This is a genomic window from Pseudomonas sp. TSO6 (assembly GCF_056098905.1).
In genome coordinates this window covers 64474-79952 of record NZ_JBLZWV010000044.1, presented here as the reverse complement: position 1 = coordinate 79952, position 15479 = coordinate 64474, and the positions used below count along the sequence as shown (strand labels likewise).

General features: G+C 61.5%; 14 protein-coding genes. 10 read left to right on the top strand and 4 right to left on the bottom strand.

What is annotated here, in order from left to right; translation table 11 throughout:
• Positions 1-200 precede the first annotated feature (200 nt).
• From ACN6NG_RS19940 to ACN6NG_RS19910, 7 genes are all read left to right on the top strand, one after another.
• Positions 201-500 (top strand): DUF6388 family protein, encoded by a 300-nt coding sequence (locus ACN6NG_RS19940; RefSeq protein ID WP_474315685.1) that lies wholly within the window; start codon positions 201-203, stop codon positions 498-500.
• Positions 501-750: 250 nt separating this feature from the next.
• Positions 751-2064, top strand: a complete 1314-nt coding sequence (gene tig / locus ACN6NG_RS19935) for a trigger factor (RefSeq protein WP_474315683.1) — start codon at positions 751-753, stop codon at positions 2062-2064.
• A gap of 92 nt (positions 2065-2156) precedes the next feature.
• Positions 2157-2798, top strand: a complete 642-nt coding sequence (gene clpP / locus ACN6NG_RS19930) for an ATP-dependent Clp endopeptidase proteolytic subunit ClpP (RefSeq protein WP_012271562.1) — start codon at positions 2157-2159, stop codon at positions 2796-2798.
• 108 nt (positions 2799-2906) lie between these two features.
• Complete coding sequence (clpX, locus tag ACN6NG_RS19925) at positions 2907-4190, top strand: ATP-dependent Clp protease ATP-binding subunit ClpX (protein ID WP_016485885.1); 1284 nt, start codon at positions 2907-2909, stop codon at positions 4188-4190.
• A gap of 163 nt (positions 4191-4353) precedes the next feature.
• Positions 4354-6750 carry an endopeptidase La gene (lon, locus tag ACN6NG_RS19920; RefSeq protein WP_049276841.1) on the top strand — a complete coding sequence of 799 codons (2397 nt, stop codon included), beginning with the start codon at positions 4354-4356 and terminating at the stop codon, positions 6748-6750.
• 152 nt (positions 6751-6902) lie between these two features.
• Entirely contained in the window at positions 6903-7175 is a 273-nt protein-coding gene (locus tag ACN6NG_RS19915) for an HU family DNA-binding protein (RefSeq protein ID WP_016485887.1), read from the top strand.
• 181 nt (positions 7176-7356) lie between these two features.
• Positions 7357-9228, top strand: a complete 1872-nt coding sequence (locus tag ACN6NG_RS19910; RefSeq protein WP_353455001.1) for a SurA N-terminal domain-containing protein — start codon at positions 7357-7359, stop codon at positions 9226-9228.
• An 89-nt stretch (positions 9229-9317) separates the two neighbouring features.
• Here ACN6NG_RS19910 and ACN6NG_RS19905 read toward each other — a convergent pair whose 3' ends face one another.
• Entirely contained in the window at positions 9318-10358 is a 1041-nt protein-coding gene (locus tag ACN6NG_RS19905; RefSeq protein WP_063423876.1) for a patatin-like phospholipase family protein, read from the bottom strand.
• A 178-nt stretch (positions 10359-10536) separates the two neighbouring features.
• Between ACN6NG_RS19905 and ACN6NG_RS19900 the strand changes: the two genes are divergently transcribed.
• From ACN6NG_RS19900 to ACN6NG_RS19890, 3 genes are all read left to right on the top strand, one after another.
• Positions 10537-10815 (top strand): lipoprotein, encoded by a 279-nt coding sequence (locus ACN6NG_RS19900; RefSeq protein ID WP_003250254.1) that lies wholly within the window; start codon positions 10537-10539, stop codon positions 10813-10815.
• Between the two features lie 14 nt (positions 10816-10829).
• Positions 10830-11597 (top strand): CHAD domain-containing protein, encoded by a 768-nt coding sequence (locus tag ACN6NG_RS19895; RefSeq protein WP_016500555.1) that lies wholly within the window; start codon positions 10830-10832, stop codon positions 11595-11597.
• An 88-nt stretch (positions 11598-11685) separates the two neighbouring features.
• Complete coding sequence (locus tag ACN6NG_RS19890) at positions 11686-12483, top strand: acyl-CoA thioesterase (RefSeq protein ID WP_016500554.1); 798 nt, start codon at positions 11686-11688, stop codon at positions 12481-12483.
• A gap of 136 nt (positions 12484-12619) precedes the next feature.
• On the opposite strand, the gene ACN6NG_RS19885 is transcribed toward ACN6NG_RS19890, so the two are convergent.
• The 3 genes from ACN6NG_RS19885 to ACN6NG_RS19875 all read right to left on the bottom strand — a co-directional run bounded on the left by ACN6NG_RS19885 (position 12620) and on the right by ACN6NG_RS19875 (position 15449).
• On the bottom strand, positions 12620-12988 hold the full coding sequence (locus ACN6NG_RS19885) for an Mpo1-like protein (RefSeq protein WP_016500553.1): 369 nt from the start codon (positions 12986-12988) through the stop codon (positions 12620-12622).
• Between the two features lie 75 nt (positions 12989-13063).
• Complete coding sequence (locus ACN6NG_RS19880) at positions 13064-14542, bottom strand: methyl-accepting chemotaxis protein (protein ID WP_474315677.1); 1479 nt, start codon at positions 14540-14542, stop codon at positions 13064-13066.
• A gap of 109 nt (positions 14543-14651) precedes the next feature.
• On the bottom strand, positions 14652-15449 hold the full coding sequence (locus ACN6NG_RS19875) for a TatD family hydrolase (protein ID WP_197899552.1): 798 nt from the start codon (positions 15447-15449) through the stop codon (positions 14652-14654).
• Positions 15450-15479: the final 30 nt, after the last annotated feature.

Below are 15479 nucleotides of genomic sequence, written 5' to 3'. Positions count from 1 at the left end.
CAAATGTAGGAGCAGCCTTGTGCTGCGAAGCGCCGCGCGGGCGGCGCCCGGCCTCACAGGCGCTGAAAATGTCGTGGCGCACGCCCTCACGGCCAATTCACATTCGACCCCTTGCAATCCTCTAGTGGCATCCCAATAAAAGCTGTTAGATTTCAGCCGGTTGACACACCGGCCTGGTTGGCCGGCAGAGGAACAGCTCAATGATTGCAAAAGAATCCCGTCAGGCCCTGGCGCTACAGCGCTTTGCCGAGGCCAACCCGCAGCTGCTCGAAGAGATTCGTGAGCTGGATGCGCGCGAGCAGGCCCAGCAGATCGAGTGGGCATTCGAGGATGCGGCCGATGAGCAGGGCATTCAGCCCTGGGAGCTGGCGCTGCAATTGATTGCCGAAACCCCGGGGCAGCTGCAGGCCATGCGCCTGGAGACGCACCGCGAGGTGGCCGAGGCGCTGGGGATGGGGTGGGAAGAATATTGCCAGTTCAACGAAATCGATCCTGAGTAATAAAGGAAGCGAATTCGCCACTGGCAGTTGTTTGACAAGGTATTTCGGCTGCAGGTCGCCCCGGGCGTCGTGCGGCCCTTATTGAAGCAGGCTCGGCGGTAAGCCGTGCGGGCCTTGAAAGTTAATCGACCGGCGTGGTTTCCCGTCGTCCCGAGTGGGGTGACTTCTGCTGCGCGACTCACTAGAATGCTTGCCCTTGATTCTGGAGTCGGGCTAACGCCGGCTAACGTCTGTGCAACGAGGAATATCCATGCAAGTTTCTGTTGAAAACACTTCCGCTCTCGAGCGCCGCATGACCATCGCCGTTCCGGCCGAGCGCGTCGAGAACGAAGTCAACAAGCGTCTGCAGCAGACTGCCAAGCGCGCCAAGATTGCGGGCTTCCGTCCTGGTAAAGTGCCGATGAACGTGATCCGTCAGCGTTTCGAAGCTGACGCCCGTCAAGAGGCTTTCGGTGACCTGGTCCAGGCTTCCTTCTACGAAGCCATCGTCGAGCAGAAGCTGAACCCGGCTGGCGCCCCTGCTGTAGAGCCAAAGTCCTTCGAAAAAGGCAAGGACCTGGAATTCGTCGCCATCTTCGAAGTGTTCCCTGAGTTCACCGTTGCCGGCCTCGAGTCGATCAACGTCGAGCGCCTGAGCGCCGAAGTGGCTGACGCCGATCTGGACAACATGCTGGAAGTGCTGCGCAAGCAGAACACCCGTTTCGAGGCTGTCGAGCGCGCCGCGCAGAACGACGACCAGGTAAACATCGACTTCGTCGGCAAGGTTGACGGTGAAGTGTTCGCCGGTGGTTCGGCCAAGGGTACCCCGCTGGTGCTGGGCTCCGGCCGCATGATCCCGGGCTTCGAAGAAGGCCTGGTTGGCGCCAAGGCTGGCGAAGAGCGCGTTGTCAACGTGATCTTCCCAGAGGACTACCAGAACCTGGACCTGGCTGGCAAAGCTGCCGAGTTCACCATCACCGTCAACAGCGTTGCCGCCCCTGTGCTGCCAGAGCTGAACGAAGAGTTCTTCGCCCAGTTCGGTATCAAAGAGTCGACCCTGGAAGGCTTCCGCACCGAAGTTCGCAAGAACATGGAGCGTGAACTGCGCCAGGCGATCAAGACCAAGGTGAAAAACCAGGTCATGGACGGTCTGCTGGCCGCCAACCCGATCGAAGTGCCAAAGGCCCTGCTGGAAAACGAAGTCAACCGTCTGCGCGTGCAGGCTGTTCAGCAGTTCGGTGGCAACATCAAGCCTGAGCAACTGCCTGCCGAGCTGTTCACCGAACAAGCCAAGCGCCGCGTAGTGCTGGGCCTGATCGTGGCCGAAGTGGTCAAGCAGTTCGAGCTGAAGCCGGACGACGCCAAGGTTCGCGAGATGATCGAAGAAATGGCTTCGGCTTACCAGGAGCCTGAGCAGGTCATCGCCTGGTACTACAAGAACGACCAGCAAATGAACGAAGTGCGTTCGGTTGTGCTGGAAGAACAAGTTGTAGATACTGTTCTGCAGAAAGCGACTGTGACCGACAAGTCGGTCTCGTACGAAGAAGCCGTAAAACCAGCCGAGGCACCAGCCGAAGCCGAGTAATACGTTTTCTCTCGTAGGAAACCCCCACAAGCCAGCCTTCGCGCTGGCTTGTGCGTATTCAAGCCATGACTATTTGGGAGTGAGCGCAGGACATGTCCCGCAATTCTTATATTCAGCAGAGCTCTGACATCCAGGCCGCCGGCGGCCTGGTCCCGATGGTTATCGAGCAGTCCGCCCGTGGCGAACGCGCCTATGACATCTACTCGCGTCTGTTGAAGGAGCGAGTGATCTTCCTGGTGGGTCCTGTAGAAGACTACATGGCCAACCTGGTAGTGGCGCAGATGCTGTTCCTTGAGGCGGAAAACCCGGACAAGGATATCCATCTTTACATCAACTCCCCAGGCGGCTCGGTCACTGCAGGCATGTCGATCTACGACACCATGCAGTTCATCAAGCCGGACGTCTCGACCATCTGCATCGGCCAAGCCTGCAGCATGGGTGCGTTCCTGTTGACCGCCGGTGCCAAGGGTAAGCGTCACTGCCTGCCTAACTCGCGGGTGATGATTCACCAGCCATTGGGCGGCTTCCAGGGCCAGGCTACCGACATCCAGATTCACGCCCAGGAAATCCTCAGCATCAAGGCGCGTCTCAACGAGCTGCTGGCCTACCACACCGGCCAGGACCTCGAGACCATCCAGCGTGATACTGAGCGTGACAACTTCATGAGCGCCTCGCGCGCGGCCGAGTACGGCCTGATCGACTCGGTCTACGACAAGCGGCAACTGGCCTCCTGAACCGGGGTGTCAGAGCAGGTAGGCGCGGAAAGCGCCTACCTGCGGACTTGAAAAAGCCCGCAATTGCCTTCATCTTGTGTTGCAAGCCTACCGGATTGGATCGATCGAATGACTGACACCCGTAACGGCGAGGACAGCGGCAAATTGCTCTATTGCTCCTTCTGCGGCAAAAGCCAGCACGAAGTGCGCAAATTGATTGCCGGGCCCTCGGTATTTATCTGCGACGAGTGCGTCGACCTGTGCAACGACATCATCCGTGAGGAGGTGCAGGAAGCCCAGGCCGAGAGCAGCGCGCACAAATTGCCTTCGCCGAAAGAAATCAGCGGCATCCTGGACCAGTACGTCATTGGTCAGGAGCGCGCGAAGAAGGTGCTGGCCGTAGCGGTATACAACCACTACAAGCGCCTGAACCAGCGTGACAAGAAGGGCGACGAAGTCGAACTGGGCAAGAGCAACATCCTGCTCATCGGGCCGACCGGCTCGGGCAAGACCCTGCTCGCCGAAACCCTGGCACGCCTGTTGAACGTACCGTTCACCATTGCTGACGCCACCACCCTGACCGAGGCCGGTTATGTGGGTGAGGACGTCGAAAACATTATTCAGAAGCTGTTGCAGAAGTGCGACTACGACGTGGAAAAGGCCCAGATGGGCATTGTCTACATCGACGAAATCGACAAGATTTCGCGCAAGTCGGACAACCCGTCCATTACCCGTGACGTCTCGGGTGAGGGCGTGCAACAGGCGCTGCTGAAACTGATCGAGGGCACTGTGGCCTCGGTACCGCCGCAAGGTGGGCGTAAGCACCCGCAACAGGAATTCCTGCAGGTCGATACCCGCAACATCCTGTTCATTTGTGGTGGCGCGTTCTCGGGCCTGGAAAAAGTCATCCAGGGCCGTTCCACCAAGGGTGGCATCGGTTTTGGCGCAGAAGTGCGCAGCAAGGAAGAAGGCAAGAAGGTTGGCGAGTCCCTGCGTGAGGTCGAGCCGGACGATCTGGTCAAGTTTGGCCTGATTCCGGAATTCGTCGGTCGTCTGCCGGTGCTGGCTACCCTCGACGAGCTGGACGAGGCTGCGTTGATGCAGATCCTCACCGAGCCGAAGAACGCCCTGACCAAGCAGTATGCCAAGCTGTTCGAGATGGAAAGCGTCGACCTCGAGTTCCGCAGCGATGCGCTCAAGGCCGTTGCACGCAAGGCTCTGGAGCGCAAGACTGGCGCCCGTGGCCTGCGTTCGATCCTCGAAGGCGTGCTGCTCGACACCATGTACGAGATCCCTTCGAAGAAGGATGTCAGCAAGGTGGTGATCGACGAGAGCGTCATCGAAGGCACGTCGCAGCCGCTGATGATCTACGAGAACAGCGAGCCGCAAGCCAAGGCCGCGCCAGACGCCTGATTCAGGCAATGGCCGGTGACGGTTGCAAGCAAGAAGGGGGCCTACGGGCCCCTTTCTGCTTTTCCTGCGCTAGCGCTTGTAATTTCCCAAGCGTGCCCCCACATTAGGTCCAAGCATCATTTCCACCGGTTTCCGGCCATAAGGCCGCTGTAGAGGCGAAATCATGAAGACCACCCTCGACTTGCCTCTTTTGCCATTGCGCGATGTCGTTGTTTACCCGCACATGGTTATCCCGCTGTTCGTGGGGCGCGAAAAATCCATCGAAGCCCTCGAGGCAGCGATGACGGGCGAAAAGCAGATCCTGCTGCTGGCCCAGAAAAACCCGGCCGACGACGATCCGGGCGAGGACGCCCTGTACCGTGTCGGCACCGTTGCCACTGTGCTGCAGCTGCTGAAACTGCCTGATGGTACCGTCAAGGTGCTGGTCGAGGGGGAGCAGCGTGGCGCGGTCGAGCGTTTCACCGAAGTAGAAGGGCACATCCGTGCCGAAGTCTCCCTGATCGACGAAACCGACGCCGCCGAGCGCGAGTCGGAAGTGTTCGTGCGCACGTTGCTGTCGCAATTCGAGCAGTACGTGCAGTTGGGCAAGAAAGTCCCTGCCGAAGTGCTGTCCTCGCTGAACAGCATCGAAGAGCCAGGGCGTCTGGTCGATACCATGGCCGCCCATATGGCCCTGAAGATCGAGCAGAAGCAGGAAATTCTCGAAATTGTCGACCTGACCACCCGTGTCGAGCACGTGCTGGCGCTGCTGGATGCGGAAATCGACCTGCTGCAGGTTGAAAAGCGCATTCGTGGTCGGGTCAAGAAGCAGATGGAGCGCAGCCAGCGCGAGTACTACCTGAATGAGCAGATGAAGGCCATTCAGAAAGAGCTCGGCGATGGCGACGAAGGCCACAACGAAGTCGAAGAGCTGAAAAAGCGCATCGAAGCCGCTGGCCTGCCCAAAGATGCCCTGGCCAAGGCCCAGGCCGAGCTGAATAAGCTCAAGCAGATGTCGCCGATGTCGGCCGAGGCCACGGTGGTGCGTTCGTACCTCGATTGGCTTGTGCAGGTACCCTGGAAGGCCCAGAGCAAGGTGCGTCTGGACCTGACCAAGGCCGAGGAAATTCTCGATGCCGACCACTATGGCCTGGAAGAGGTCAAGGAACGCATTCTCGAGTACCTTGCCGTGCAGAAGCGCGTCAAGAAAATCCGCGGCCCGGTGCTCTGCCTGGTCGGCCCACCTGGCGTGGGCAAGACCTCGCTGGCCGAGTCGATCGCTGCTGCCACAAACCGCAAGTTCGTGCGCATGGCCCTGGGTGGCGTGCGTGACGAGGCCGAGATCCGTGGCCACCGCCGTACCTATATCGGCTCCATGCCTGGCCGCCTGATCCAGAAGATGACCAAGGTGGGTGTGCGCAACCCGCTGTTCCTGCTCGACGAAATCGACAAGATGGGCAGCGACATGCGTGGCGACCCGGCTTCGGCACTGCTGGAAGTGCTCGACCCGGAGCAGAACCACAACTTCAACGACCACTACCTGGAAGTCGACTACGACCTCTCGGACGTGATGTTCCTGTGCACCTCGAACTCGATGAATATCCCGCCGGCGCTGCTCGACCGGATGGAAGTCATTCGCCTGCCGGGCTACACCGAGGACGAGAAGATCAACATCGCTGTCAAGTACCTGGTGCCCAAGCAGGTCAAGGCCAACGGCTTGAAGAAAGAAGAGCTTGAGGTCGACGTTTCGGCGATCCGCGACATCATCCGCTACTACACCCGCGAAGCCGGTGTACGTGGGCTGGAGCGGCAAATCGCCAAGGTCTGCCGCAAGGTGGTCAAGGAACATACCGGGCAGAAGCAGGTCAAGGTCAAGGTGGCCAGCGAGCAGCTGGAGCACCTGCTGGGCGTGCGCAAGTTCCGTTACGGCCTGGCCGAGCAGCAGGACCAGATCGGCCAGGTCACCGGCCTGGCCTGGACCCAGGTGGGTGGCGAACTGCTGACCATCGAAGCCGTGGTCATCCCCGGCAAGGGCCAGTTGATCAAGACCGGCTCGCTGGGCGATGTGATGGTCGAGTCGATCACCGCCGCACAGACCGTGGTACGTAGCCGCGCCCGTAGCCTGGGGATTGCCGCCGACTTCCACGAGAAGCGCGACGTACACATCCACATGCCGGAAGGCGCCACGCCGAAGGACGGCCCAAGCGCGGGCGTGGGCATGTGCACCGCGCTGGTGTCAGCGCTGACGCAGATTCCGGTACGTGCCGACGTGGCCATGACCGGCGAAATCACCCTGCGTGGCCAGGTGCTGGCCATTGGCGGGTTGAAGGAAAAACTGCTGGCGGCACACCGTGGCGGCATCAAGACGGTGATCATTCCAGAGGAGAATGTTCGCGATCTGAAGGAGATTCCGGAAAATATCAAACAGGATCTTCAGATCAAACCGGTCAAATGGATTGACGAAGTCCTGCAAATTGCGCTGCAATACGCCCCGGAGCCCTTGCCAGATGTGGCTCCTGAGATTGTCGCGAAAGATGAAAAGCGCGACGGCGATGCTAAGGAAAGAATCAGCACGCATTAGTAGTTTTTGGCTGGGGGGCTTTCCTTGACAGTTTTTTCGGGCCCTTGCTATAAAGCGGCACGCTATTGTCATCAAGCCACCCAGCGCACGTTTCATAAGCTTTTCATTACATACTTAGAAACAAACTCAATAGAGAAATAAGGGGACTTAGAGTGAACAAGTCGGAACTGATTGACGCTATCGCTGCATCGGCTGACATTTCCAAAGCTACCGCAGGTAAGGCTCTGGACGCTGTGATCGACTCCGTAACCGGTGCCCTGAAAGCAGGCGACGACGTCGTTCTGGTTGGCTTCGGTACCTTCTCGGTCAAGGACCGCGCCGAGCGTACTGGCCGTAACCCGCAAACCGGTAAGGCGATCAAGATCGAAGCCGCCAAGGTTCCAGGTTTCAAGGCTGGCAAAGGCCTGAAAGACGCCGTCAACTAAGTCGTCTTTCAGCCGGATCTGGCTTTGCCGGGTCCGAGCACGCTGAAGGCGGGGCGCAAACGTTCCCGCCTGACACGTTTGCTAAGAAAAGGCGCATCCTCGGATGCGCCTTTCTTTTATCAGGATTCTACCCACGCTCCGCGGTTGTCGACGCAGTGGTACAGCCGTTTCTGGGGGACGCATGCTGCAAAATATCAGGGACAATTCACAAGGTTGGATTGCCAAGACCATCATCGGCCTTATCGTCGTCTTGATGGCGTTGACCGGTTTCGAAGCTATTTTCCAGGCCGCCACCCATAGCCAGGACGCCGCCAAGGTGAACGGCCAGACCATCAGCCAGAACGAGCTGGCCCAGGCGGCCGACATGCAGCGCCGTCAGTTGATGCAACAGTTGGGCAAGGATTTCGACCCAGCGCTGCTGGAAGACAAATTGCTGCGTGAAGAGGCGCTCAAGGGCCTGATCAGCCGCAAATTGCTGCTGCAAGGCGCCGAAGATGCCAAGTTTGCCTTCTCCGAGGCCGCGCTGGATCAGGTGATCCTGCAAACGCCGGAGTTCCAGGTGGACGGCAAGTTCAGTGCTGACCGTTTCGACCAGGTCATCCGCCAGATGGGCTACGGCCGCATGCAGTTCCGCGAGATGCTCGCCGAGGAAATGCTCATCGGCCAGCTGCGCACCGGCCTGGCGGGTAGCAGCTTTGTCACCGACCAGCAGGTCGATGCCTTCGCTCGCCTGGAGAAGCAGACCCGCGACTTCGCCTCCCTGACCTTCAAGGCCGACCCGGCCGCGGTCAAGGTCAGCGACGAAGAGGTCAAGGCGCATTACGAGCAGCACGCCAAGGAGTTCATGTCGCCTGACCAGGTGGTGATCGACTACATCGAGCTGAAGAAGTCGGTGTTCTTCGACCAGGTCAAAGTGACCGACGAAGAGCTCAAGGCCCAGTACGAGAAGGAAATCGCCAACCTCGCCGAGCAGCGCCATGCCGCGCACATCCTCATCGAGGTCAACGACAAGGTCACCGACGCCCAGGCCAAGGCCCGTGCCGAAGAGATCGAGCAGCGTCTGGCCAAGGGTGAAGACTTTGCCGCGCTGGCCAAGGAGTTCTCCCAGGACCCGGGTTCGGCCAGCAGCGGTGGTGACCTCGGCTTTGCCGGCCCGGGTGTGTACGACCCGGCGTTCGAGGATGCGCTGTACAAGCTGCAGGACGGCCAGGTCTCGACGCCAGTGCGCACCGAGTTTGGCTACCACCTGATCAAGCTGCTAGGTGTGCAGGCACCTGAAGTGCCGAGCTTCGCCAGCTTGAAGGACAAGCTGACCCGCGACCTGAAAACCCCGCTGGTCGAGCAGCGTTACGTCGATGCCAGCAAGCAGCTGCAGGATGCTGCCTACGAGGCTTCCGACCTGGCCCAGCCGGCCCAGGACCTGAACCTCAAGGTGCAGACCTCTGCAGCCTTCGGTCGCGAGGGTGGTGAAGGTATTACCGCCAACCGTTCGGTGGTGCAGGCTGCGTTCTCCGAAGAAGTGCTGGAGGAGGCTGCCAACAGCACCGCCATCGAGCTCGACCCAGAGACCACCGTGGTATTGCGCGTCAAGGAGCACCGCAAGCCGGAGCAACTGCCGCTGGAAGCGGTGGCCAGCAACATCCGCGAACACCTGGCCAAAGAGAAGGCGACTGCCGAGCTCAAGGCCAAGGCGGACAAGCTGATCGCCGGCCTGCGTGACGGTTCCATCGCAGCAGACAGCGTGCACGAAGGGCAAGGCTGGAAGGCCTATGAAGCAGTTACCCGTGGCGAGGACGGTATTGACCCGGCCGAACTGCAGGCGCTGTTCCGCCTGGGCAAGCCGCAAGCCAAGGGCAAGCCGGTGTATGGCAGCGTAGTGCTGCGTGACGGTAGCCTGGTGGTGCTGCAGCTCAAGGGCGTCAACGAAGGCGCTACCGCCACCGACGAAGAGAAGCAGCAGATCCGCCGCTACCTCGCGTCGCGTGCTGGCCAGCAGGACTTCGCGGCCTACCGCAAGCAGCTGGAAGCCAATGCGGATATCACCCGTTACTAAGGTGATCGCTGCATGAAGAAACAGGCCGCCTTGTGCGGCCTGTTTCGTTTCTGTCGCTTGTGCCGGCCTCTTCGCGGGTGCTACGACGCTTAGCGTTTCACCCCTTCATAGTTATCCAGCGTATCCCGCGCAATCTCCCGTCCCAGCGCAATCAGCTCGGGCGCTTTGTAGAACTCGAAGAACCGGCAGACCCGCTTGGGCACGTTGATCAGCACATCCGGTGGATACCCGGCGATCTTGTATTGTGCCAGAGACGTCTGCATGACCTCGAAGCTCTGGTTGATCAAGTCCAGCAGCGAAGCAGGCCCCACGTTGTCGATGATGAACGAGCCGGTCGCCGACTTTGGCGCGCCCTCGCGTTCCGGTGCCGCCGCCGGTTGCTGGCCTTCCGGGTCGGCGGCATCTGCCAGCCACGGGTTGGGCGGCGCCAGGCCTTCGGCGACTATTTCCTGTTCGATGCGCATCAGCTCTTCCGCCGGCTTGCGCCGGAACGGCAAGCGAGAGCCCAATGAGCTCAGCAAGGAGTCAAAGCGCATCTTGAACGCCGCGGGGCGCTCGATCACCGGCAACTGGTACTGCTTCTGGTTGGTGGCGTTGAGGTTGACGGCGATGATCAGGTCGCAGTGGCTGGACACCACAGGCACAATCGGCAGCGGGTTGAGGATGCCCCCGTCGACCAGCATACGGTTGCCCTGCATCACAGGGGTAAACAGGCTGGGGATGGCCGCCGAGGCGCGCATGGCCTGGTGCAGGCAACCTTCCTGAAACCAGATTTCCTGCTGGTTGGTAAGGTCGGTCGCAACCGCTGTATAGGGGATGCGCAATTGCTCGATGTTGATCTCGCCGACGATCTTGCGGATTTGCCCGAACACCTTGTCGCCACGAATGGCGCCGAGGCGAAAGCTGACGTCGACCAGGCGCAGTACATCCAGATAGTCGAGGCTTTCGATCCAGTTGCGATAGTCGCTCAGCTTGCCGGCAGCATAGATGCCGCCAACCACTGCACCCATGGAGCAGCCGGCAATGCAGGCAATGTCGTAGCCGCGCCGCTCGATTTCCTCGATCACACCGATGTGTGCATACCCCCGGGCTCCGCCCGAGCCCAGTACCAGTGCCACGCGTTTGCTCATGAATATTCCCCGTCCAGTGCAACCATGGTCCTACAATGCACCCATCACAGGCTGTGCTTCAATGTAGATCGCGCTGAGCTACTGTAATAAAACTGGCCAGGCACAGCCGGCCGGGCAGGGCACTTTTCAGCTGCCGGGGCGTCGAACAGCCACTGTTTTTTCCATTGAGGTATTACCGATGAAAGCCTGGATCTGCCTTCCACTGATTGCCTTGGCCCTTGCTGGCTGCGCGGGCAAGACGGCCTACCGTGACAGCTGCGCGACCCAGCTGGATGCCGCCTGGAAGGAACTGGACCTGGCCAAGGCCGAAGGCTTTGCCGGTGCAGTGAGTTACTCCAAGGCCTTGTCGCTGCTGACCGGGGCCAAGACCCAGCAGCAGTTCGAAGGTTACGAGAGCTGTACGCGCAAAGCCGAAAAGGCGCGCTTCTACATTCGTGAGTCGCGCGCCGGGCGCTGATCAAGGAGCGTCGTATGTCTGCCATGCTAGACCATGTAGTAGCCCAGATACTGGCCTTGCAGGTGCGCCTGATGGCCTGCCGCGAACGCCTGGCTGCCGATACCGACCGCGAAGCCTTGCACGACTTGCGCATCAGCCTGCGGCGCTTGCGCAGCCTGCTGCGGCCGCTGCGCGGGCTGCCTGGCGTGGAGCAGCTGGAGGGTGCCGCCAGCGCGTTGGGTACCCTGACCACGCCGCTGCGTGACCGGGAGGTGCTGGCAGCGGAGCTGATCGCGCGCGGCTATACCGCCGCCGGCCAGCGGCGCCTGGAAGGGCGTGGCAGGACCTTTGCCAGTGTCGCTGCCAGCCCGCAGCTGGCCCGGGTGCTGGCGATTGTCGACGCGTTTCCGTTGTTCCTGCGGGCGGCAGGCCGCGAGGGGCTGGTCAAGTCACTGGACAAACGCATTGACAAGCGCCTGGTCAAGCAATGGCGCAAGTTGCACGAAGCCTTGCAAGACCCCGCTCACGACCGCCACCGCCTGCGCTTGCTGATCAAGCGTGCGCGCTATGGCGACGAGGCCTACCCACAACTCGACCACGCCGGGAAGAAACTGCAGCGCCTGCTGAAAAAGGCACAGGGCGACCTGGGCAACTGGCATGACCGCCTGCAGTGGTTGCTGCAGGCACGCGAGCATGCTGACCTGGCCCCCTGCAAAGTCGCGTGGGAGCAAGAGCTGCACGAGGCCGAGCGCAAGTCGGATGTGACGCTGGATGCCCTGCTGCAGGCGCTGGCGCGTCGCTAGCCCGACAATTGACCGATATGCGGGCTGATCGCCCGGGGTTTGCTGGCTACGATGGGCAGACCTTTTCGCTGCGGGCAGGAGCCAGCCAATGAACTTCAACCAACTGCTAGAGGCCGTGCGGGGCAACCCGGATGCCGTCAGCATCCCGCCCAGCTGGGCCCAGGGCCGCGCCGCCTTTGGCGGGCTGATGGCGGCCATGGTCTACGAGGCCATGCGCCTGAAACTCTCCGACAGCCGCCCTGTGCGCTCGCTGGCCATCAGCTTTGTTGCGCCTGCGGCAGCAGATGTGCCAATTCGTTTCGAGGTGGAGGTGCTGCGTGAAGGCAAGGCGGTCAGCACCTTGCTCGGCCGCGCCGTTCAGGATGGCCAGGTGGTGACCCTGGTGCAGGGCAATTTCGGTGCAGGCCGGCCTTCGGTGGTCGAGGTGCCAGCGTTGCCGGCGATGGAAATGCCCGCACTCGACGACGCAGCGCCCGAGTTGCCCTATATCAAGGGCGTTACGCCTGAATTCATGCGCCATGTAGCCTTGCGTTGGGCAGTGGGTGGGTTGCCGTTCAGTGGTAATCAATCGCGCAAGATGGGCGGCTGGGTGCGCTTGCGGGATGTGGCTGAAGAGCAGGTCAATGAGTCGCACTTGCTGGCGTTGGTCGATGCCTGGCCGCCGAGCCTGATGCCGTTTCTCAAGCAGCCCGCAGCGGGCAGCACCCTGACCTGGACCATCGAGTTCATCCAGCCCACGGCGAAGCTGTCGACCCTGGACTGGTGCCGGTACTGCGTGGAGACCGAGCATGCGCGGGAGGGTTATGGGCATGCTGCTGCGGCGTTGTGGACGGCAGAGGGCGAGTTGCTGGCCCTGAGCCGACAGACCGTCACCGTGTTTGCCTGATCAATCTTGGGAGCGCTACGCGCTCCTTTCGCGACACAAGGCCGCTCCCACAAGGATCTCGCAATTTTCAGATTGCGCGTGATTCCTGTGGGAGCGGCCTTGCGTCGCGATTGGGCTGCAAAGCAGCCCCATGGCATCAATGGCGGTGTTTGTGCCGCTCCCGCCAGGCCTTCCACCAGGCCCCGCTCAGCACAAAGCGCGGAAAGGTGATGAACTGCTCCGTCAGCAAACGCTGCACGGCATCCTGGCGATTGGCGAACGGCTCAGGTTGTTCGGCCTCCAGGCGATGACCATGGCGCTGTAAGCCAAGGCCGGCAATCAGGGCAATCACGCCAACGGCAATCTGGCCCAGGTCCAGGCCGAACAGCCCCGACAGAATCAGCAGCGCGCCGAGAATGAACAGCGGCACGGCAATCAGGTGCAGCACCAGATTGGCCGGGTGGCGGTGGTTATTGTGGTAGCCGCGCCATTGCCAGGCGGGCAGGTTGGGCAGGCGTTTGCTCATGGGCATTTCCTCTCGGTCATGCTCAAAGCTTAGTGCGGCCCCCGGGCGGGGGCCAATCGAGGCTGGCTATGGTGACTATAGCTTGAGCTGGCCAATGGCCCTGTTCAGCTCGCCGGCCAGGGTCGCCAGTTCGCTACTGGTGGTTGCCGAGCCCACTGTCTGTTGCACGGTCTGTTCGGTGACATCGCGGATGCTGACCACGGCGCGGTTCATTTCCTCGGCCACCTGGCTTTGCTGCTCGGCCGCCACGGCAATCTGGGTATTGCTTTCGCGCATCTGCGCCACAGCACCGGTAATCTCCGCCAGCGCCTCGCCGGCCTCCTGGGCCTGGCGGACGCAATCGTCGGCCTTGTACGAGCTTTCCTGCATGAATTCCACTGCATCGCGGGTGCCCGATTGCAGGGCAGAGACCATGGTGGTGATTTCGTCGGTAGAGGTTTGCACGCGCTTGGCCAGGTTGCGCACCTCATCGGCCACCACGGCAAAGCCTCGGCCCAGATCTCCGGCGCGCGCCGCTTCGATGGCGGCGTTGAGCGCCAGCAGGTTGGTCTGCTCGGCGATGCTGTGGATTACACCGACCACGCTGTTGATCTTCTGGCTGTCTTCGGCCAGTTGGCGAATCATTTCGGCGGTTTGCTGCACACCGCTGGACAGCCCGGAAATCGAATCCTGCACCCGGCTGACCACCTCTTTGCCGCTGCCGGCCAAGGTGTCGGCGGTTTGTGACAGGTCACGGGTGGCACCGGCATGCTGGGCAATGTGGTGCACCGTCGCCGACATTTCGTTGATGGCGGTGGCGGCCTGGTCAGTCTCGCTCTGCTGGCCGAGCATGCCGGTGCGTACGTTGTTCATGCTGGCAGCTAGGCGTGCGGCGCCCGAGTCCAACTGTGCAGCGGTGTGGGCGACGGTGCTGACCACGCGGTGGTAGGTGGCCTGCATGGCATTGAAGGCCCCGGCCATCTGGCCGACCTCGTCGCCGCAAGCCAGCGGCACACGGGCCGCCAGGTCGCCGGTCCTTTCCACGTGCAGCATCACATCCTTCAGGGTATTGAGCTGGCTGAGCAGGAAGCGGATCAGCAATTGCGAAGCGCCGAGCATGGCCAGCATCAGGATCAGCACGCATACCGCGTAATTGCTGAAGCGCTCGAAGAATACCTGGCGCAGGCTTGGCGACTGGGCGAGCACGGCCACCTGTTGGTCGCCGTGGCGCACTACCTGCGCCCCGCGCAGCGGGTTTTCGCCGAGGATCCAGGCGCTTGGTAGCTCCACCCAGCCCTGGGCGTTGCGCAGGCTATCGAGCGCTTCACCGGCGAAAGCCGGCGTTTGCCCGGCCGACCAGCTGATGACGTTGTCCGGGCGCGGCAATGCTTGCCCGGCAGGCCAGGCAGCCAGCAGCTGGGCTTGCGCTGCCGCCTGCGCCTGCGCCGCTTCGGCGCGGGCGCGTTGCTCCAGGTGCACGGCATAGAGCACCAGCAGCAGGGTCGTGACAAAGGCCACCGCATTGACGGCCCAGAATTTGTACTTCAGGGAAACATTGCTAAGCCAGGCACCCATGGGCAGGTCTTCTCTGAGTTGAGCGGGAACAATATTGGCAAGGTGCCATCATTGTGCCTGCACCCACTCAGCGAGATGTTGACCCACATCAACAGCTAGCGCGCAGGGCTCAAGGGAGCTGGAAGAACGCCCGCGCCGTCGCGGTGGTATGCGCCGCCGTGTGCTCGGCCGATTCGCCCCGATGCAGCGCCACTTCGCGCAGCACTTCCGGCAGAAACGCCGGCTCGTTGCGCCCGTTCTTCGGCTTGGGTCGCAGGCTGCGTGGCAGCAGGTACGGGGCATCGCTCTCCAGCATCAGCCGCCCTTCGGCAATGTTGCCCACCAGCGGGTGCAGGTGGGTGCCGCGGCGCTCGTCGCAGATCCAGCCGGTGATGCCGATGTGCAGGTCCATGTCCAGGTAGGCGAACAGTGCCTCGCGCTCGCCGGTAAAGCAGTGCACCACAGCGCCGGTAAGATGGTCGCGGTAATGCTTGAGGATCGCCAGCAAGCGCTCGCTGGCGTCCCGCTCGTGCAGGAACACTGGCAGGCGCAGCTCTGCGGCCAGCGCCAACTGGGCTTCCAGGGCTTGTTCCTGGAGTAGGCGAGGGGAGAAGTCACGGTTGAAATCCAGGCCGCATTCGCCCACGGCGCGCACGCGTGGTTCATTCAAAAGCTGGCGCAACTGCCGCTCGCTGCCAGCATCCCAGGCCTTGGCATCGTGGGGGTGCACGCCTGCAGTGGCGAACAGGTGCGCACCGCTGGCGTCCAACTGCTGGCACAGCTCCAGCGCCTGTTCGCTGACTGCCAGGCTGGTGCCTGTCAGCACCATTTGTGTCACCCCGGCCTCAAGGGCGCGCTCAACGATTGCTGCCTGTTGGTCGTGGAAACTGCTGTTGGTCAGGTTGACGCCGATATCGATCAGTTGCATGGTGCTATCTCGTGCCGCGGGGCGGCCAGC

Bases quoted from the DNA above. Each gene is read 5' to 3' on its own strand.
- ACN6NG_RS19940 (WP_474315685.1), top strand. From the start codon at position 201: ATGATTGCAAAAGAATCCCGTCAGGCCCTGGCGCTACAGCGCTTTGCC.
- tig (WP_474315683.1), top strand. From the start codon at position 751: ATGCAAGTTTCTGTTGAAAACACTTCCGCTCTCGAGCGCCGCATGACC.
- clpP (WP_012271562.1), top strand. From the start codon at position 2,157: ATGTCCCGCAATTCTTATATTCAGCAGAGCTCTGACATCCAGGCCGCC.
- clpX (WP_016485885.1), top strand. From the start codon at position 2,907: ATGACTGACACCCGTAACGGCGAGGACAGCGGCAAATTGCTCTATTGC.
- lon (WP_049276841.1), top strand. From the start codon at position 4,354: ATGAAGACCACCCTCGACTTGCCTCTTTTGCCATTGCGCGATGTCGTT.
- ACN6NG_RS19910 (WP_353455001.1), top strand. From the start codon at position 7,357: ATGCTGCAAAATATCAGGGACAATTCACAAGGTTGGATTGCCAAGACC.
- ACN6NG_RS19905 (WP_063423876.1), bottom strand. From the start codon at position 10,358: ATGAGCAAACGCGTGGCACTGGTACTGGGCTCGGGCGGAGCCCGGGGG.
- ACN6NG_RS19900 (WP_003250254.1), top strand. From the start codon at position 10,537: ATGAAAGCCTGGATCTGCCTTCCACTGATTGCCTTGGCCCTTGCTGGC.
- ACN6NG_RS19895 (WP_016500555.1), top strand. From the start codon at position 10,830: ATGTCTGCCATGCTAGACCATGTAGTAGCCCAGATACTGGCCTTGCAG.
- ACN6NG_RS19890 (WP_016500554.1), top strand. From the start codon at position 11,686: ATGAACTTCAACCAACTGCTAGAGGCCGTGCGGGGCAACCCGGATGCC.
- ACN6NG_RS19885 (WP_016500553.1), bottom strand. From the start codon at position 12,988: ATGAGCAAACGCCTGCCCAACCTGCCCGCCTGGCAATGGCGCGGCTAC.
- ACN6NG_RS19880 (WP_474315677.1), bottom strand. From the start codon at position 14,542: ATGGGTGCCTGGCTTAGCAATGTTTCCCTGAAGTACAAATTCTGGGCC.
- ACN6NG_RS19875 (WP_197899552.1), bottom strand. From the start codon at position 15,449: ATGCAACTGATCGATATCGGCGTCAACCTGACCAACAGCAGTTTCCAC.